At 62.9% G+C, this 17818-nt stretch carries 21 protein-coding genes; 8 read left to right on the plus strand and 13 right to left on the minus strand.

Annotated features, from left to right (window positions below; translation table 11 throughout):
• Nucleotides 1-35: 35 nt before the first annotated feature.
• The 3 genes from FQP90_RS08135 to FQP90_RS08145 all read right to left on the minus strand — a co-directional run bounded on the left by FQP90_RS08135 (nucleotide 36) and on the right by FQP90_RS08145 (nucleotide 1908).
• Entirely contained in the window at nucleotides 36-395 is a 360-nt protein-coding gene (locus FQP90_RS08135; protein WP_026543372.1) for a YciI family protein, read from the minus strand.
• A 131-nt stretch (nucleotides 396-526) separates the two neighbouring features.
• Nucleotides 527-1342, minus strand: coding sequence for a methyltransferase domain-containing protein (locus FQP90_RS08140; RefSeq protein ID WP_144649229.1), 816 nt, complete (start codon nucleotides 1340-1342; stop codon nucleotides 527-529).
• A 29-nt stretch (nucleotides 1343-1371) separates the two neighbouring features.
• Nucleotides 1372-1908 (minus strand): MarR family winged helix-turn-helix transcriptional regulator, encoded by a 537-nt coding sequence (locus tag FQP90_RS08145; RefSeq protein WP_144649230.1) that lies wholly within the window; start codon nucleotides 1906-1908, stop codon nucleotides 1372-1374.
• 165 nt (nucleotides 1909-2073) lie between these two features.
• Here FQP90_RS08145 and FQP90_RS08150 point away from each other — a divergent pair, with 165 nt between their 5' ends.
• On the plus strand, nucleotides 2074-4248 hold the full coding sequence (locus FQP90_RS08150) for an MMPL family transporter (RefSeq protein ID WP_144649231.1): 2175 nt from the start codon (nucleotides 2074-2076) through the stop codon (nucleotides 4246-4248).
• A gap of 4 nt (nucleotides 4249-4252) precedes the next feature.
• On the opposite strand, the gene FQP90_RS08155 is transcribed toward FQP90_RS08150, so the two are convergent.
• From FQP90_RS08155 to FQP90_RS08175, 5 genes are read right to left on the minus strand one after another with little or no spacing between them, the layout of a single operon-like run.
• Nucleotides 4253-4762, minus strand: a complete 510-nt coding sequence (locus FQP90_RS08155) for a GNAT family N-acetyltransferase (protein ID WP_144649232.1) — start codon at nucleotides 4760-4762, stop codon at nucleotides 4253-4255.
• Entirely contained in the window at nucleotides 4759-5109 is a 351-nt protein-coding gene (locus FQP90_RS08160; RefSeq protein WP_144649233.1) for an ArsR/SmtB family transcription factor, read from the minus strand. Before FQP90_RS08160 ends, FQP90_RS08155 begins: the two co-directional genes overlap by 4 nt.
• Before the next feature lie 48 nt (nucleotides 5110-5157).
• Nucleotides 5158-5859 (minus strand): hypothetical protein, encoded by a 702-nt coding sequence (locus FQP90_RS08165; RefSeq protein ID WP_144649234.1) that lies wholly within the window; start codon nucleotides 5857-5859, stop codon nucleotides 5158-5160.
• Nucleotides 5860-5886: 27 nt separating this feature from the next.
• A complete protein-coding gene (locus FQP90_RS08170) occupies nucleotides 5887-6546 on the minus strand; it encodes a hypothetical protein (protein ID WP_144649235.1) in 660 nt (219 codons plus the stop codon).
• Complete coding sequence (locus FQP90_RS08175; protein ID WP_144649236.1) at nucleotides 6543-7148, minus strand: RNA polymerase sigma factor; 606 nt, start codon at nucleotides 7146-7148, stop codon at nucleotides 6543-6545. The genes FQP90_RS08170 and FQP90_RS08175 overlap by 4 nt, the downstream gene beginning before the upstream one ends.
• A 109-nt stretch (nucleotides 7149-7257) precedes the next feature.
• Here FQP90_RS08175 and FQP90_RS08180 point away from each other — a divergent pair, with 109 nt between their 5' ends.
• Together FQP90_RS08180 and FQP90_RS08185 are read left to right on the plus strand one after the other, a co-directional pair.
• A complete protein-coding gene (locus tag FQP90_RS08180) occupies nucleotides 7258-7590 on the plus strand; it encodes a PadR family transcriptional regulator (protein WP_144649237.1) in 333 nt (110 codons plus the stop codon).
• Nucleotides 7591-7814: 224 nt separating this feature from the next.
• The gene (locus tag FQP90_RS08185; RefSeq protein ID WP_144649238.1) at nucleotides 7815-8240 is read left to right on the plus strand and encodes a hypothetical protein; all 426 of its coding nucleotides are present in this window, start codon (nucleotides 7815-7817) and stop codon (nucleotides 8238-8240) included.
• A 390-nt stretch (nucleotides 8241-8630) separates the two neighbouring features.
• On the opposite strand, the gene FQP90_RS08190 is transcribed toward FQP90_RS08185, so the two are convergent.
• Together FQP90_RS08190 and FQP90_RS08195 are read right to left on the minus strand one after the other, a co-directional pair.
• Entirely contained in the window at nucleotides 8631-9443 is an 813-nt protein-coding gene (locus tag FQP90_RS08190; protein ID WP_144649239.1) for a hypothetical protein, read from the minus strand.
• 30 nt (nucleotides 9444-9473) lie between these two features.
• On the minus strand, nucleotides 9474-10229 hold the full coding sequence (locus FQP90_RS08195) for an aquaporin (RefSeq protein WP_144649240.1): 756 nt from the start codon (nucleotides 10227-10229) through the stop codon (nucleotides 9474-9476).
• Nucleotides 10230-10274: 45 nt separating this feature from the next.
• Between FQP90_RS08195 and FQP90_RS08200 the strand changes: the two genes are divergently transcribed.
• The 4 genes from FQP90_RS08200 to FQP90_RS08215 all read left to right on the plus strand — a co-directional run bounded on the left by FQP90_RS08200 (nucleotide 10275) and on the right by FQP90_RS08215 (nucleotide 13915).
• Nucleotides 10275-10949 carry an arsenate reductase/protein-tyrosine-phosphatase family protein gene (locus FQP90_RS08200; protein WP_144649241.1) on the plus strand — a complete coding sequence of 225 codons (675 nt, stop codon included), beginning with the start codon at nucleotides 10275-10277 and terminating at the stop codon, nucleotides 10947-10949.
• A 134-nt stretch (nucleotides 10950-11083) separates the two neighbouring features.
• Entirely contained in the window at nucleotides 11084-11506 is a 423-nt protein-coding gene (locus FQP90_RS08205; protein WP_144649242.1) for an arsenate reductase ArsC, read from the plus strand.
• 24 nt (nucleotides 11507-11530) lie between these two features.
• Complete coding sequence (gene trxB, locus FQP90_RS08210) at nucleotides 11531-12508, plus strand: thioredoxin-disulfide reductase (RefSeq protein WP_144649243.1); 978 nt, start codon at nucleotides 11531-11533, stop codon at nucleotides 12506-12508.
• Between the two features lie 30 nt (nucleotides 12509-12538).
• Nucleotides 12539-13915: an NAD(P)-binding domain-containing protein gene (locus FQP90_RS08215; RefSeq protein ID WP_144649244.1), complete on the plus strand. Its 1377-nt coding sequence runs from the start codon at nucleotides 12539-12541 to the stop codon at nucleotides 13913-13915.
• 21 nt (nucleotides 13916-13936) lie between these two features.
• Here the strand turns inward: FQP90_RS08215 and FQP90_RS08220 are convergent, their stop codons facing one another.
• Together FQP90_RS08220 and FQP90_RS08225 are read right to left on the minus strand one after the other, a co-directional pair.
• On the minus strand, nucleotides 13937-14794 hold the full coding sequence (locus tag FQP90_RS08220) for a prephenate dehydratase (RefSeq protein WP_144649245.1): 858 nt from the start codon (nucleotides 14792-14794) through the stop codon (nucleotides 13937-13939).
• 142 nt (nucleotides 14795-14936) lie between these two features.
• The gene (locus tag FQP90_RS08225; protein ID WP_144649494.1) at nucleotides 14937-16349 is read right to left on the minus strand and encodes an aldehyde dehydrogenase family protein; all 1413 of its coding nucleotides are present in this window, start codon (nucleotides 16347-16349) and stop codon (nucleotides 14937-14939) included.
• A 161-nt stretch (nucleotides 16350-16510) separates the two neighbouring features.
• On the opposite strand from FQP90_RS08225, the gene FQP90_RS08230 reads away from it, so the two are divergent.
• The gene (locus tag FQP90_RS08230; RefSeq protein WP_144649246.1) at nucleotides 16511-17152 is read left to right on the plus strand and encodes a LysE family translocator; all 642 of its coding nucleotides are present in this window, start codon (nucleotides 16511-16513) and stop codon (nucleotides 17150-17152) included.
• Between the two features lie 16 nt (nucleotides 17153-17168).
• On the opposite strand, the gene FQP90_RS08235 is transcribed toward FQP90_RS08230, so the two are convergent.
• Nucleotides 17169-17759: a TetR/AcrR family transcriptional regulator gene (locus tag FQP90_RS08235; RefSeq protein ID WP_144649247.1), complete on the minus strand. Its 591-nt coding sequence runs from the start codon at nucleotides 17757-17759 to the stop codon at nucleotides 17169-17171.
• Between the last annotated feature and the right edge of the window lie 59 nt (nucleotides 17760-17818).

Genomic DNA, 17818 nt, shown 5'->3' on the forward strand with positions numbered 1-17818 from the left:
AGGTCCTCGATTCGTGTGCCCTCCGGGAATGCCAGTCAGACCTCCGGCGGAGCTTCCTGCACGGCGCGGAGCTCCACCACCTGTGCGTACTTCACGATGCTTGAACAGATCTCCACGGCGCGTTCCTCGCTGGCAACATCCACCACCCAGTAACCCACCAGCGACTCCTTGGACTCAGCGAAGGGACCATCAGTGGTGATGACGCCGTCCGGGGTCTGCTTCACCAGCTTTGCTGTGCTGCCATCGGCCAGGCCGGCATTGAAAACCATCTCGCCCGACTCTGTCAGGTCCTTGTCGATCTGGATCATGAACCCGATCATTTCCTGGATCCAGGCGGGGTCGGCGGTTTCCATCATGCCCTCGGCCGATCCGAACATCATGATCATGTATTTCATGTCAAACTCCTTGTGAGGGGGCTCCCTTTGTGGGCGCCTTCACTCATGGGTCGGAACTGCTGCGGCTTTTTCTACATGGTTCGGCAAACTTTTTTTTGAGAAGCACGACGGCGGCCCGCTGCCTGGGCTGTTCAGGCACGGGCAATGACCTCTCCGTTGGGAATGAGGAAGAAGCCGTCCTCGCTGGCTCCCCAGCGATGCCACCCCGCGGCGATCCGGGCGAGGTCGGCCTCGTTGGCGAAACCATACTCAAGGGCTTGCTCGGCGAAGGCTGAGTGCAGCACGCGTTCGCTCCATACCCGGGATTGCCAGGCGCGCTGCTGGGCGGTTGCGTAGAGCCAGTTGCTGCTGGTGGGCGCTACTTGCGTGAATCCTGCTTGCTGGGCCCAGGAAACCAGGCGGCGCCCGGCGTCGGGTTCTGCTCCGTTGCGGCGGGCGATCTTCTGGTACAGCTCCATCCAGTCGTCGAGCTCGGGGACCTCCGGGTACCAGCTCATGCCGTGGAAATCGGCGTCGCGCACAGCAACGATTGCGCCGGGCTTGGCGACGCGGCGCATCTCACGGAGTGCGGCCACGGGGTCGGTCAAATGCTGCAGGACCTGGTGGGCGTGGACGAGGTCGAAGGATTCATCCTCGAAGTCGAGATCGTAGATGTTGCCAGTCTGGAAGGTCACGTTGTCCACGCCACGCTCGGTGGCCAGTTCGGTTGCCTGAGCCACGATATCCGCGGCCCGGTCCAGGCCGATCACCTGCGCCGGCGCCACCAGCCCCGCGAAATCGCAGGTGATGCTGCCAGGTCCGCACCCGACGTCGAGCACTGAGGTCCCGGCGGTGAGATGGGGAATCACAAACGCGGCCGAATTCTCGACCGTCCGTGAGGCGTGGGCCCGGACAACCGACTCGTGGTGCCCGTGGGTGTAGACATCTTCAGGCTGCTGCGCGTTCATAGGGAAACGCTACAACTTGGAAGGTGGAATTAGGTGGAACGCGTCCCGTCAGCTTGGGTCGCTTCCTCGCGTGCGGCGAGGGTGGCCTCCACCATGTCGGTCATGAACCGGGTGACGAGCTCCAGTTCCTCGGCACTGTAAGCGGCCATCGCCTTGCCCATGCGGATGGCGAGCGGCATGAACATGGCGCTGCCGTCCCGGAAGGCCTTGGGCGTCATGTGCAGTTGGACCTGGCGCCGGTCCGTACCGAGGCGCTCGCGGACCACGTGTCCGGAAGCGTGCAGCCGATCGACCAATGCCGTGGTGGCAGGGGAGCTAAGCCTGAGTTCGCTGCGGAGCACGCCTGGTGTCACCACCTTGCCCGCTGCGGAGTGGCGCATGATGACGGCGAGCGCGTTGAGATCCGTCCGGTGCATGTCATTCCGGCCGCCCGCGGCGTCCACGTAGTGGTTGGCTTCGAGGGTGAAGTCCTGGAGGAGCCGCACCAATTCCTGCGGAGCGGCGTTTTCGGGACGGCCTGTTTCAGGGTGGTTCGCCTTGGGGCGGGGGTTTGTTGGCTCCGACATGTCCGCCCTCCTGCCAGCGTTGTCTTGTGGTTACTGCCTTCCGGATATTACTCCCAGCGGTCCGGGAATCCGGCATCTGTACGGATCCGGCCTTGGATTAGTTCCATGATAGAGATAATCTATGGTGGAATAAAGCCCTCACACATCCACGGAGAAGAAGGACTCATGAACTCGCAGAAGGTACCGTTCTGGCTGCGCTGGCTGATACCCGTGGTGCTGGTCATCACCTGGCTGGGCATCGCGGGCGTCGGTGGCCCAACATTTGGGCGCCTGGAGGAAGTCTCCTCGAATGACCAGGCCTCCTTCCTCCCCGCTGGCGCCGAAGCCACTGAGGCGGGCGACTGGCAGGCCAAGTTCCGGGATTCCGACGAGATTCCGGCGGTGGTGGTCGTGGAGAACGACGCCGCCTTTACCCAGGCGCAGCTGGGCGAAGCAGCCCAGTTGAAAGCCGACATTGAGGCACTCAAGCTGGGGAGCGCCGTCGTCGGGCCCATCCCGTCCGAAGACGGCAAAGCCGTCCAGTTCATCGTTCCCATGGCGTCCTCCGATGAGCTGCGCGAGAAAGTCCAGGAGCTGCGGGACGTGGTCCAGCCCGGCGCCCCCGATGGCATGCAGGCGTTCGTGACGGGTCCCGCTGGCCTGACCGCCGACCTGGTCAATGCGTTCGGCGGCATCGACGGCATCCTGTTGCTGGTTGCCTTGGGTGCCGTGTTCGTGATCCTGCTGCTGGTTTACCGTTCGGTGGTGCTGCCTATCGCAGTGCTGTTCACCTCGGTGTTTGCTCTCTGCGCCGCCATTTTGCTGGTCTTTGGTATGGCCAAGATGGGCTGGATCCAGCTCAATGGCCAAAGCCAAGGCATCCTCTCCATCCTGGTCATTGGTGCGGCGACCGACTACGCGCTGCTGTACGTGGCGCGGTTCCGTGAGGCGCTGACCCACACCACCAACCGCACCCAGGCCGTTATCACCGCCTGGAAGGCGTCGTTCGAACCGATCCTCGCCTCAGGTGCGACCGTGATCATCGCCCTGCTCTGCCTGCTTTTCTCCGACCTGAACTCCAACAAGGCGCTCGGTCCCGTCGCGGCTGCTGGCATCCTCTGCTCGCTGTTCGCCGCGCTCACGCTTCTGCCCGCGCTGATGGCGTTACTGGGCCGCGCCGCCTTCTGGCCGTTCCGCCCCAAGCTGCTGCCCGACGACGAACGCGAACCCGAGATTGTTACTGGACTTGAGGGGCAAAAGGGTCTGTGGCGCGCCACGGGTCGCCTGGTCTCCAAGCGGCCCCGGGTTGTGTGGGTCGCTTCCGTCCTGCTGCTGTTGGTGGCGTCCACCGGCATCCTGCAGTTGAAGGCCAACGGCGTCCCGCAAACGGATGTCATCTTGTCTCAATCGGACGCCGTTGACGGCCAGGACGCGCTGGCGCGCCACTTTGACGCCGGCAGCGGCAGCCCCGCCGTCGTGGTCGCCTCCCAAGGTGCCGCGCAGCAGGTCCTGGACAAGGTCAAAGCGGCCGACGGCGTGGGTGAGGCCTACCTGCTGGCTGAAGGGAATGTACCCATCACCGGCGCTCCGGGCACTCCTGCTGATCCGGCAGTCCGCGACGGCAAGGTCCTGATTAACGCGACGCTGAACTCTGCGGCTGACTCGATCGAGGCAGAGGAAGCAGTGAAGTCGCTGCGGGAGGCAGTACGTGACGTGGATTCCGCGGCGTTGGTGGGTGGAGTGACGGCCACTGCGCTGGACACGAACACCACTGCGCAGCGCGACTTGGTGGTCATCATCCCGATTGTGCTGGTGGTCATCCTGTTCATCCTGATGCTCCTGCTGCGATCGGTGGTGGCTCCGGTACTGCTGGTGTTGTCCGTGGTCCTGTCCTATGGGGCAGCGATGGGTGTCTCAGCGTGGGTGTTCAACGGGGTCTTCGGATTCTCCGGGGCTGACGCCACCGTGCCGCTGTTCGGATTCGTGTTCCTGGTGGCGCTCGGTGTGGATTACAACATCTTCCTCATGAGCCGTGTGCGGGAAGAATCCTTGAAGCACGGGACACGTCCGGGAATCCTGCGCGGGTTGGCTGTCACCGGCGGCGTCATCACCTCCGCAGGCGTGGTGCTTGCCGCCACGTTCGCTGCCTTGGGCGTCATCCCCATCATGTTCCTGGTGCAGCTGGCGTTCATTGTGGCGTTCGGAGTGCTGCTGGATACCGTCTTGGTGCGCTCCCTACTGGTCCCAGCGCTCGCCTACGACATCGGCAGCAAGATCTGGTGGCCGGGGAAGCTGGCGCGTGAGTCGTCCACCGGCTCGGTCGGGCCGCGCGAGGAGGAAGAGGCCTCAGTGGGGCGGTAGGCCGTCAATCAATGATGGGCGAGCGGCGCTCCAGCAGCAGGGTGTCGCGCCACTGTCCGGCGGCGGGTCCGATGCTCACGCGAGCAATACGGTCCCGCCGCCCGACGATTGCGAAGCCGTGGGCCCGGTGCAACCGGATGCTGGCCTCGTTTTCGGGGAAAACGCTGGACTGGATGGTCCAAATTCCCTTTTTCTCGGTAGAGGCAGCGAGGGCTTTCAGGAGCCGGGCGCCGATGCCTTGTCCTCGCGCTGCACCGGCAACGTAGATGGAATGCTCAACCACGCCCGCGTAGGCCGGACGCGAGGAAACCGGGGAGACGGCAGTCCAGCCCAGGATACGGCCTGTTTCGTCGACCGCCACCAGACGATGGTCCGGAAGCCTGGAGTTGTTGAAGGCATCCCATTCCGGGGCTTTTGTCTCGAAGGTGGCGTAGCCGGTGTCGATGCCTTCCTGGAAGATCTCCCTCACGGCCGGCCAATCCCCAGGCCGCATGCCCCTGAGCGACACCGTCACAGCTTGGCCAGGATGGCGGCTACATCATCCAGGGCTCCGGGAACCAAGGAGTAGTAGGCCCACGTTCCGCGCTTCTCCCGGTGCAGCAGCCCTGCGTCAACAAGGATTTTCAGGTGGTGCGACACGGTGGGCTGGCCCAGTCCCAGAGGTTCCGTGAGGTCGCAGACACACGATTCGCCGGAGGGTTCCGCCTTGACGATGGAGAGGAGCCGTAGCCGGTTGGGATCAGCGAGGGCCTTGAAAACCAAAGCCTTCCGCTTTGCTGCTTCGGCACCCAAGGCCGGCCTGCCCGTCGGGGTGCAGCGGTCCGGGGGCGTGGCGGGCTCGAGGGTGGGCAGTGCGGTCATGTATTTATTATGCCCGAACATTGACATTCATCAATATATCTCAGCGTGCTACGCGGCGAGCGAGGGAACACCCAGCCCACTGCAGATATCGGCGGGGCCGGGGATGACGGCTACTCGTCCGTCCACGACGCACGCGGTGAGGAAAGGAATGAAGTTCCCGAAGGTCCTGATATTGGGATCGTCGTAAAGTGGTTTCCCGTTCTGGTCCTTGCCTGATCCCGGGACGGAGGTGCGCTCGGACAGTTCGCCCGGGGGAGGGGAGACGAAACCGTCGGGCACCAGTTCGTCGTTGATTCCCTCCAGGATCATGCCGCCATCCCACACACGGCTGCACTGGTTGATGGGATCAGTGACCTGCAACAGCCCGGAGTTGGGATCAGCGGAGGTGGGATTGGTCTTGGCATCGAACCCGACTTCCTCGATGCCGGTTCGTACGAAAGGCGGCCTGGGCGACTCAGTCGATCCTGGAACCTGGTACTCAGAGGTGAGATCCGCCCTGTAGTAGCAGCGAATGTCGCGTCTGTCTTCCACCGCGACTGACACCGGTGCGGGCTGGGGCGGGTGATGTGATGTGGATCGAGGTAGGGCAACAAAAGTGGGTGGGTTGGCTGGCGCGTCCGCGGACGCGGTACTGATGTTGGCTTGGCTTGCCGATGTGGCAAAGGCGCTGGTCAGTGTTGCCGAAGACAGATAGATCCCGCCAGCAGCTACAAGGGCGGCCAGCGTCAGTGCTGTGGTGGATTTGTTCATTTCAATACCTTTTTCCGTCAGTTTCGGCTATTTTTCGAGGGCAGGGATGCCGAGTTTGGCGCATACTTCAGCCGGGCCGGGGATGACCGCAACGGAGTTCTCCACCACGCATTCAGTGAGCTCAGGGACATAGTGGCCCGAAGTAACGAGTGTTCCCGAGGGAATCATCGGGTTGCCTTCGGCATCCAGGTCACCAGACCATGTTTGGGGTGCCTGAACCTCGATCGGCCTGACGAATTCTTTTGGAATCAGGTCTTCGGTGATTCCGTCAGGGTTCATGGCGTTCGTGTCCCAGAGCGCCGCGCAGCTGGCAATGGGGTCCGTAACCTGTGTCATCCCCGCGTTGGGATCCTCCGGCGCGGGGTTGTTCTTCGCGTCAAACCCACTCTGCATAATCCCGGTGGTCATGTAGGGAGGCCAGACGTCACCCGGAGACCCGGCGATTGGGTGCTCGGTGGTCAGGTCTGCTCGGAAGTAGCAGCGGATCTCCCGCTTGTCGTCCACTGGTGCCAGCGCGACGTAGACTCCGGCCGCCGTGCTGCCGGCGAGGGCAAGCCCAGCGAAAGTCAGGGCGGCAGGTTTCCGCCACCACGGGACGTGTTTGGGCTCTTTGCGGGCTTCCTGAAGGAGTAGATTTCGGACAGCTTGTTTAGTGTCTGCGGGATAGCGGACGTCTGAAAGGTTCATGACAACCTCGATTCCAGGGTTGTGGGGGTATCCGCGGCGTCGACGAGGAGGTGCGGAGCGGCGGACCGGAGTTTCTTCTTGGCCCGATTCACCCTGGAGCGGACAGTGCCAATACGGACACCCAGTGATGCGGCAGCCTCTTCGTAGCTGTAGCCGTTCATCACGCACAAGAGCAACACATCCCGCTCACCGCCGGTGAGTGCTGTGGTTCCCTCGAGCAGTTCCCTTACCTGCCGCTCGGTGTCCAGGCGCTCGTCAGCTGCTGTGGAGTGGTCCGGAACGGACGGCGAGTGCGGGAGTCGTCCCAGGAATTGTTCGTACCTGCGAATGGACCGTGCGCTGTTTCGTGCAGCGTTGGTTGCGACGCCCAGCAACCACGGCAGCAGCGAATCCCGCTGCAAGGCCAAGTTTCTACGCTGACGCCACGCCTCCAGAAACGTGACGGAGACGAGTTCTTCGGCATCGTGCCAGGACCCCGTGCGACTCAGGCAATATCGAAAGACCGCGTCCGAATGCCGGTCAAACAGCAATCCGAGCGCATCCGCATCACCTTCAACGCACCTCTTCCATAGCGCAGCATCTTCATCCCCCAAGTGGTTCATACCTAGTAGTGTCCGATGCGCGCCGAAAAGTTCCCTCCTCGCGGTACGTGATGCGTGGCTTCATGGGGTGACCGCTTGACTTCTAAATCTATATAGCTAGATTTGGTGCATGGAGAATCTGGGACGTGTCACGCCGGCCACTGCGCTGGTCCTTGAAGCTCTGTTGTCGGCGGAGAAAGTCTGGGGGTTGCAAATTGTCAAGGATGTCGGCAAGAAGCCCGGAACTGTCTATCCCATCCTGGACCGACTTGAGGCGGCGGGATGGGTTCAGGGGGAATGGGACACAACGGAGGACCGCAAAGGACCCCGTCGGCGCTACTACCGGCTGATGGCCGACGCGCGCCCCTTGGCGCTTGACTACGTCAGAGCCCAGCGGGGGAGGGTGCGCTTGGCGTCTCGGCCGTCGCCGTCGATGAATGCCGGACATTGGAGGGCAGGGTGAACGTTCGGGGCATTCTCTTGGCTCTTTGTGTGGCACTGACTCCCGAGCCACTCCGCGCCGTCCGGGAGGAGCAGTGGAAAGCGGATCTTCGGGACGGTCCTGCCATGGGGATATCACCGTCGTCGTTGTTGTTGGGTGCTGTTTGTTCATCGGCCACCGCAAGGTTTTATGAGTCAATCCGATGTGGCAGCGTCCTGCTCTCACGTCTTACAAGGGGGAAAAATATGAAACTTGTCGTAGGCATGATGGCTGCTGCCGTGGTCCTGGCTGGGGGAGCCGTGGTCAGCATGGAATCAGGAACTCATGGGCAGGCGGAAGCGTCCGTGTTCAAAGGGCCGGGAGAGGATCGACCGGTTGGCGGTTACGAAGGCTGGTGGAATGCCACTCCTGTCAATGGGAGTGCTCAAGGGCTGCCACAGGAGACTGTGGCCGTGAACACCGCCACGGGCAAAGTTGTGGACGCGTTCAATAGATCCATGAACGACGCCGGGCTGGTCACCTTGGTGTCGGATGTGGACTTCGAGGTAGTCCCCGATCCAGCATGGCCTAGGAATTCGGTGGTCATCATCGAAACGGCCACCGGCAAAGTCATTGAGGACTTCCGCGTCGACGGGAAGGGCGCTCCCATTATTGCGCCTACCGCCCCCTGAGACAGGGTGAAGCATGGGGCGCGAAATGATGACCCACTTGCGGGAGAATGGCCGGATCACCACATGTTCTGATTCTCTTGCCCAGTGTTTTGACGACTAACCCGGTGCGTGGGCCGTCATTGTTGTTCACGTCCACTGTTTTCAGATTCATGCGAGTGGGGCGTTCCCTTGATGAGCTTGGAGGTCACCGCGATCTGCTGGGCCCGTAGTTGAAATGCAAGGCGCTGACGGGGGTGCCTATTACCGGATCACCAAGAGCTGCACCGGCGTTGCAAGAGCCGCACCAGCATTGCAGGATCCGCTCCGGCGTTGCAAGAGCCGCTCCGGCGTTGACGGCCTGGCCGCCTACGACGTTGGCCCCGCGGGACAGGCGGGCGCCTAACAGCCGGGTCAACGGCGCTCCGTGGGTACCTCACCCTGCTTTTTCAGTTCGTCCTGCGAGCGCCGTACGGTTCTAACTTTTCGTTTCGGCAAGGCCTGCCCGTTGAACGGTGGTCTGGGTTCGCCAACCTTGGGGCCACTCCAGTGCCGCCCACCCAGCAAGATGCCGGCGAGGGTGCCGTACGCCCACGCAAACGGAAGGGCCTGCTGCCCGGTATTGCCGCCCACGAAAATCAGTAGCAAGAACTCCACGGGTATCACCAAAAGGAGCACGTTCCTGGTCCGAAGCGATGGTGGAAAGCGGAACAAAGCCCATCCAGCAATCAAGGCGCCCGCTAACACGGCGCCGACTGGCGCCGTCGGCGTTTGAAGGGAGAGGTGGGCGATGCCAATTCCCATCAGGACGACAGCGCAGGCAGCGTTGATCAACGCAAGGTGCCAGCCCCCTGTGAATCCCTCGCCGTTGCGTTCACGCTTCCGGCGAACTTCGGAGCCGGGGCGCTTCCCTGACCATGTGTACCCACCGGCGATTGCTCCTGCGATGAACCCCAGGAGCCATGCGGCGGCTACCGGGACTCCCAGCTGGTCCTGTATCGACAGCAAAGAGTAGAGGATCAGGAGTACAGCGAAGTGCATGACCGTGGACGCGCGAGCCGAGCGCGATACTACGCGGAAAAGAAGGAACGCGTAGACGACTGCCGGGGCAAAGAACAGCGATGCCGCAAGCAATACGCTGTGGGCCATCCACACAAAGACAGCCGTGATGACCGCGATCAATCCGCCGTAAAAGATTTGCGCGGACCACTGGTTCAACTTCCTCAATTACCCTTTACCCCCGGGTATAAGGGTAGGTCACGCGTGCTTGTCCGTAGCGCGGGGCGCGACGACATCGTCAGCGGCCCGTGAGCCCGCGGGGACCTGTGAGCCCATGGGGAAAAGTAGCAGCAGAAGGCCGAGCCCAAGGGCCGCGCCCATCAGTTGGGCCAGGACAAAGCCCGGAGTGGAGCTGGGGGCGATTCCAGCGAACGTGTCGCTGAAGATGCGTCCTACGGTCACGGCCGGGTTCGCGAAGGACGTCGAGGACGTGAACCAATACGCCGCACCGATGTAGGCGCCGACGGCAGGGGCAGCCAGGGCGCCTCGCCTGGTGGCAGCAAGGGAGAAGACCAGGAGAACCAGTCCGGCTGTTGCCACAACTTCACCCAGCAGGTGGCCGGGGGTGGCGCGTTCCTTGCCGGAGATCGAGGTTCCAACCTCAAACATGGTATTCGCGAGCACACTGCCGCCGATTGCCCCAGCAGTCTGCGCCACAACATATGTGCAAAGTTCCGTCGGCGAGAGTCCACTGCCGTTCCGCCTCCCCAGGACCCAGTCAACCAGTGAGATGACCGGGTTGAAGTGGGCCCCGCTGACTGGTCCGAAGATCACTATGAGGACCGTCAAGCCCAGCACGGTGGCGGTGCTGTTCTGCAGCAATTGCAGGCCGACGTCACTCGGGGAGAGTTGCTGCGCTGCAATGCCGGAGCCGACAACGATGGCAACCAGCAGGCAGGTGCCCAAGGCTTCGGCGAGCGCGCGACGCCACAGGAGAGGCGGGTGTGAAGTCATGCCAATAGCTTGACCGATGAAACTACTTCAGTCAAAATTGAATCAATGACTATTGAGCAAAACTCCAGCCTTTTGGAGAGGGCTGCCAAATATGCGGCCCTCGCCGATCCCGCGCGTCTGCGCATCGTGGACCTGCTGACCCTGGGAGACCTGTCCCCCACGGAGTTGCAGTCGGAGTTGGGCATGCCTGCAAATCTGCTGTCGCACCACCTGCGGTCCATGGAGGATGCGGGGCTCGCGGTCCGGCATCGCTCGGAGGCTGACAAGCGGCGTAGCTACGTTCGACTGGCGCCCGGTGCGCTGGAAGGCCTCATTCCGGGGCACCAGCACGGCGCGCGTCGGGTCCTGTTTGTGTGCACACGCAACAGCGCTCGCTCCCAACTGGCAACTGCGTTGTGGCGAACAGCCAGTGACATCCCGTCGGCGTCGGCCGGAACCCATCCCGCAGAACGTGTAGCGCCGGGGGCTGTGGACGTTGCATTCCGCCATGGCCTGGACCTTGGGGGTTCCAAGCCCCAGCGGCTGGACCAGGTAGCGCGTGATGAAGATCTGGTGATTACCGTCTGCGATAACGCCCATGAGGAACTGCCGGGGTTGCGTGGCATCCACTGGTCCATTCCGGACCCGGTGCGCCTCGACAATGAGAAAGCATTCGAGGATGCCTTCGCCGACATCTCGCGCCGCGTCAACGACTTGGCCCCCAGGTTGCGCGCAGCGTAGTCCCTCAAAAATCGAATATTGACAATCATCAATTTATTGACCGATACTCAATGCATCGATAGATATCAATATCATCGCGGCGTTGGTGCGGAACGACCCCAACCAGACCAACCCACTCGATACAGGAGAACCCCGTGAGCACCGAAACCGCCAAGAAACCGTCCGTTCTCTTTGTCTGCGTTCACAATGCGGGGCGCTCGCAGATGGCCGCGGCTTTCCTCACCACCCTTGCCCAAGGAGCCATCGAGGTCCGCTCCGCCGGTTCTCAGCCGGCCGACAAGGTTAACCCGGCTGCCGTCGAGGCGATGTCTGAACTCGGCATCGACATGTCCGCGGAAATCCCCAAGGTTCTCACCACTGAGGCGGTCAAGGAATCGGACGTGGTCATCACCATGGGCTGCGGTGACGAATGCCCGTACTTCCCCGGCAAGCGCTACGAGGACTGGGTTCTTGAGGACCCTGCCGGGCAGGGTGTGGACGCTGTCCGGCCGATCCGCGACGATATCAAGACCCGCATCGAGGCTCTGATCGCGTCACTGATCCCCGCCGCCAAGTAACCACGACTACCAGGAGCGACTCTCGTGAGCAACGAACAACTCATCATCATCGGGTCCGGTCCTGCCGGCTACACGGCGGCCATTTATGCCGCCCGCGCGGGCTTGAACCCCTTGGTTCTGGCCGGTTCCGTCACCGCTGGTGGCGCCCTGATGAACACCACGGATGTGGAAAATTTCCCCGGGTTCCCTGGTGGTATTCAAGGCCCCGAGCTCATGGACGGTCTCCAGGAACAGGCAGAAAAGTTCGGCGCCCGCATAGTCTTCGACGACGTCACTGAGGTTGATCTCAAGGGTCACCTGAAGCGTGTTGTCACCGGAGCCGGTGAGACCCACGAGGCAACTGCCGTTATTCTCGCCACTGGCTCGGCCTACAAAGAGCTGGGCCTGCCGGAAGAGAAGAAGCTGAGTGGCCACGGAGTGTCCTGGTGCGCCACGTGCGATGGTTTCTTCTTCCGCGAGCAGGACATCATTGTTGTCGGCGGCGGCGACTCAGCCATGGAAGAAGCCACCTTCCTCACGCGCTTTGGTAAGTCCGTCACGGTAGTGGTCCGGAAGGGAGAATTGCGGGCTTCCCGGATCATGGCCCAGCGTGCCAAGGACAATCCCAAGATCAAGTTTGCCTGGAATTCCGCTATTACGGCCATCCACGGGGACACCAAGGTCACGGGCGTGACGCTCAAGGACACGCGAACCGGTGAGACCCGTGAGCAGGCTGCAACCGGAATCTTCGTAGCCATCGGTCACCTGCCGCGGACCGAACTGGTTGAAGGACAGGTGGACCTCGACGCCGAGGGCTACATCAAGGTGGATTCACCCACCACCTGCACCAATCTCTCCGGCGTCTTCGCGTGCGGCGACGCCGTGGATCACCGCTACCGGCAAGCCATCACAGCGGCCGGCACTGGATGTTCGGCGGCACTGGACGCCGAGCGCTACCTTGCCGCCTTGGACGACGCTGACAGCATCGCCACGGCACTGGTCGAAGAGCCCACGCACTTCTGAGCAAATCCCCTACGGAGGTACGAGTAACCCATGGATGAGAACCTTCCTGTTGCCGTAATCGGCGCCGGCCCTATCGGTTTGGCTGCAGCGGCCCACCTGCTCGAGCGAGGCCTGGTGCCGATGATTTTTGAGGCCGGGCCCTCAGCGGGCGCCGCCATTGAGCAGTGGCGGCACATCCGCTTGTTCTCCCCGTGGCGGTTCAATCTCGACGCAGCGGCAGTACGGTTGCTGGAGCCCACGGGCTGGGAGTCGCCTCGGCTGACCGCCCTGCCATATGGCGGAGAACTCGTCGACAACTACCTGGCACCGTTGGCTGCGACCCCGGAGATCGCCGCCCGGCTCCAGACAGGATCCAAGGTCGTGGCGGTCACCCGTAAGGGCATGGACAAAACCCACGTGCGTGACCGCGATGCTACCCCCTTCACCGTGCGCGTTGAACACACTTCGGGGGAGGTGCGCGACTACACCGTGTCAGCAGTCATCGACGCCTCTGGCACGTGGTCCACGCGCAATCCGTTGGGAACTTCGGGGTTGCCGGCCATTGGTGAGGACCGTGCGGCGGTCCGGATCTCCTCGCCGCTGCCGGATGTTTCCGGCCGCGACCGAGGCTCCTTCGCCGGACGGCGCGTCCTGGTAGTCGGAGCGGGCCACTCTGCAGCCAACACCCTGATCAACCTCGCTGACCTGGCAAAGGAAGAGCCGGAGACAGGCATTCTTTGGGCGGTGCGGGGAGCCTCAGCAGAGAAGGTGTACGGCGGCGGCGATGCCGATGGATTACCGGCGCGTGGACAGCTTGGCGCTCGACTTCGCCGCTTGGTGGAGTCGGGCAGGATCGAGTTGCACACGAGCTTCGGTATCAGTTCGTTCACTGATTCGGAGCACGGCTTGACAGTAACGTCAGGCGATGGACGCGCCCTGGTGACGGACGTCGTCGTGCCTTGTACGGGGTTCCGCCCTGATCTGGACATGCTCCGGGAACTGCGCCTGAACCTGGACCCTGCTGTTGAAGCGCCCACGGAGCTGGGGCCGCTCATTGACCCCGAGTTCCATTCCTGCGGGACCGTCCCACCACACGGCGCCAAGGTACTCGCCCACCCGGAGAAAGACTTCTACATCGTTGGCATGAAGTCCTACGGACGCGCTCCAACGTTCTTGCTGGCCACCGGTTATGAGCAGGTTCGCTCTGTAGCTGCTGCACTGGCTGGAGATCAGGTGGCGGCTGACACGGTGCACTTGGAACTACCGGAAACCGGTGTCTGCTCATCCGACGCTGGTACCAGTTGCGACGTTCCTGCCGCCTCATCTGCGACTGAAGAGATCGAGGAGGCCGGCGGCTGCTGCGGCACCCCTGAACCTGTATTGATCGGTATCCCCACCGGGCTGGCCCACGGCCGTTCCGGCGGATAACTGCCTCGACCAAGGGCTGAGTCAGGCGCTGACGGTATTTCGCTCGCGGTACCCGTCAGCGGCGTAAACACCGAGGACCCGGACCTCAGTGGTGAAGAACTCCAACTCTTCCAATGCCCGGCGGAGCCGGGCATCCTCCGGGTGCCCTTCGACGTCCGAGAGGAACATGGTGGCAGCGAACTCGTCGCCCACCATGTAGCTCTCCAAACGGGTCATGTTGAGGCCGTTGGTCGCGAAGCCGCCCAGTGCCTTGTAAAGGGCTGAAGGAACGTTGCGGACGCGGAACACGAAGCTGGTGATCGCGGGCCCCGGTAGTTCTGCCTTCGTGGGGAGCTCGCGTTCACGGGCCAAAACAACAAAACGGGTGGTGTTGGTGGGGTCATCTTCGACGCCGGAGGCCAAGACGTCCAGCCCGTACAGTTGGGCGGCGAGCGGCGGAGCGAGAGACAGCTTTCGGGGATCGTTCCAATCCCTGACTTCACGGGCTGATCCCGCTGTGTCGCCAGCAATAACAGGCTTGAGCCCGGCTTCGCGGATGATCCTGCGGCACTGACCCAGCGCATGGATGTGGCTGTGGACCTCTGTTGCGCCTTCGATGGTGCTGCCCGGAATCCCCAGGAGGTCGAAGCGGATGGGCAGGAAGTACTCGCCCACGATCTGAAGCTTGGACTGGGGCAGAAGGACGTGGATGTCGGCCACTCGTCCGGCGATGGAGTTCTCAATCGGGATCATGGCCAGATCGACTTCGCCCGAGGCTACCAAGTCAAAGGCGTCCTCAAAGCTCGCGCACGGAACGCTCTCGAGTTCGGGGAACATTTCCTTGCACGCGAGATCCGAATTGGCTCCCGGCTCACCTTGGTACGCAATCTTCTGGGGCATGGTGCTCATAGTTACACGCCGAACCCCCGGCAACCCAACCGCGTCCACCCTGTGGCTGGAAAGCGAACTGACTGGCATTAGTGGTTGGAATGAGGACTCATAGCAACCACTAATGCCAGTCAGTTGGGGGAAACAAAAAGTGCTAGCCGTTGATGATCTGCGGGACGCCGAGTGCCTTGAGGCCTTCGGCGCCGAATTCCAGGCCGTAGCCGGACTGCTTCGCGCCACCGAACGGGATGCGCGGGTCCACGGCGCCGTGCTTGTTGATCCACACGGTGCCGGCCTGGATTCGTGAGGCGACTTCCCGTGCGGCACCCACGTCGGAGGACCACACCGAGGCGCCCAGGCCGACGTCGAGCGCGTTCGCCTTGGCCACCGCCTCGTCAACGGTGCTGTACTTGATGATGGGCAACGCGGGTCCGAACTGTTCTTCGGCCACCAGCGGGTTGTCGTTGTCGATGTCCGCCACCAGCGTGGTGGGGTAGAAGTTGCCGGGCTGCTCGGCGTCCGGGTTGCCGCCGATCAGCACGCGGGCACCCGAAGCCTTAGCGGCGTCCACGAGTCGGGCCACGATGTCGTACTGCTGCCTGTTCTGCAACGGGCCCAGAACGTTGTTCTCATCCAGGCCGTTACCCATGGGCATCGCAGCAGCAACAGCAGTGAGCTCTGAACACACGGCGTCGTACTGCGACTCGTGGACGTACAGGCGCTTCAGGGCGGCGCAGGTCTGACCGGTGTTGATGAACGCGCCCCAGAACAGGCCCTCGGCGATGGCCTTGGGGTCGGAGTCCGGCAGGACGATACCGGCGTCATTGCCACCGAGTTCCAATGTGAGCCGCTTGACGGTATCGGCCGACGAACGGATGATCGCCTTGCCCGTGGCGGTGGAGCCAGTGAACATGACCTTGCCAATGGCGTCGTGGGAGGCGAGCGCTTCGCCGACCTCGCGGCCGCCGGAGACCACGGACAGCAGACCTTCGGGCAGCTCTTCGTTGATGATCGAAGCCAGTGCCAGCACGGACAACGGCGTGTATTCGGACGGCTTGACCACCACGGCGTTGCCCATGCGCAGGGCCGGGGCGATCTGCCAGACCGTGATCATCATGGGCCAGTTCCACGGCCCAATGGCACCCACGACGCCGATGGGCCGGTAGTGCAGCTCGGCGCGGGTTTCGCCGTCGTCCACTACAGTCTCGGGATCCAAAGGCGTGGCGGCGGTGGCGCGGAGCCAAGCGGCGCAGGCACCGACTTCGAAGCGCGCGTTCGGGCCGTTCAGCGGCTTGCCTTGCTCGCGGGAGAGCAGTTGGGCGAGTTCTTCAGCGGAACGTTCGACGGCGTCGGCGGCCTTCATGAGTGCAGCGGACCTGGCGTCGTGGCCCAAGGCAGCCCACGCAGGTTGCGCGGAAGTGGCGGCGGTGATGGCGGCTTCGAGGTCCTCGACGGTGTGAACTGGTGCTTCGCCAACAGCCTCACCCGTCGCCGGGTCAAGGATGGTGCGGCTGTTCTGGCCGGGGGCTGGGGTGATCGAGGCCAGCAGGGCGTCGTAAGTCTCCATTGGTACTCCGCTCGGGTAGTAAGTCTTGGCGGCCAGTAAGGCGCGCGGCGATATTCCCAGTGTGGTCGGCGTCACGCGGCTGGGCCTTGTCTATGCACGAACAGCCCTTGACGGGAAGTGAACGCTTTCAGTTACGACGGTCCTGCTTGATAATCGACCTTGTGACTCTTGCTTCCCTCGCAGCCTTCGCTGGCCTCTGCCTGGTCCTGTCCGTAACGCCCGGACCGGACACGTTCCTTGTCCTGCGCATCGCGTTGAACCGTCCCAGTGCCGGTATTGCGGCTGCCGCGGGATCTGCCGTGGGCGCCATTGCTTGGGCTGGACTGGTGGGCGTTGGACTCGCCGCCATCTTGGAGCAGTCCGCGGAATTGTTCCGCTGGGTCAAGATTGCAGGCGGCCTGTACCTGCTGTATCTGGGGGTGTCGTCGTTCATCAAATCCCGCAAGGCGGCCAAGTCAGCTGCCGGCGGTGAGCGCGCCAATGAGCCACTTCCGTACAGCCGACTCTCGGCCTTGGGCGCCGGAGCCTTGTCCACCCTCCTCAATCCGAAGGTTGGCCTCTTTTACCTGGCCGTGGTCCCTCAGTTCATCCCGCACGGCGGCGACACCATGGGCACCTCGCTCATTCTGGGCGTGGTGGTGGCCGTCATCGCCTTCGCGTATCTCTCGATTATCGCCGTGGTGGCGTTCAAAGCGATGCGATGGCTCAAGCGGCCCAAGGTGGGCACCGTCGTCGAGCGTGTCAGCAGCGGCGTGATTGCCGGGCTGGGCGTCGGCGTGGTGGCATCGGGCGCCACGAGCTAATGGCGCCGCCTGCTGCCTACGGCGCCAGCAGTGCCAGGTAATTGTCCAACTGCCCCTCGAGGTCCAGCGAGAAGTGCTCGTTGGGGGACAGCGCGGCCACGATCTGTGCGCCCAGCATCATGTTGAGCAGGTGATCGGCGACGGCGGCGTCCCCGATGGGGGTGGCGATCTCACCGGCCGCCCGGGCTGCTGCGCAGTGGGCCGTGATGGTGGTGTGCCACTGGCTCATGGACTCGCTGTGGAGGGCGGCCATGTCGGCGTCGTTGAGTGCCTTCTGCCAGAACGGGATCACGATGCGGGCTTCGTTGACGCGTTCCTCATCCAGGGGCAGGACTTCGGCGCAGAATGCGCGGAGGGCCGCCACCCCTGAGAGTCCGTCGGTTATGGTGGCGATGCGTTGGTTGGTGCGGTTGAAGACGTGCCCGAAAGCCGACGTCAGCAGCAGGTCCTTGGTGGGGAAGTAGGGCTTGAGGGCGCCGTTGGCGAAGCCAGCTTCCTCGGCTATCTCCCGCATGGTGGCGCCTTCCATGCCGAGCCTTGCGATGATCCGCCACGTTGCATCCACCAGTTCGAGGCGTCGTTGATCGTGGTCCACAATCTTTGGCACTGGCTGGGCTCCCGGAAAAATAATTGGCGGAAAGGTCTTGTGACCCATCTTACGTTTTG

The sequence above is a fragment of the Paenarthrobacter nitroguajacolicus genome, assembly GCF_007786235.1.
Taxonomy (GTDB): Bacteria; Actinomycetota; Actinomycetes; order Actinomycetales; family Micrococcaceae; genus Arthrobacter; species Arthrobacter nitroguajacolicus_A.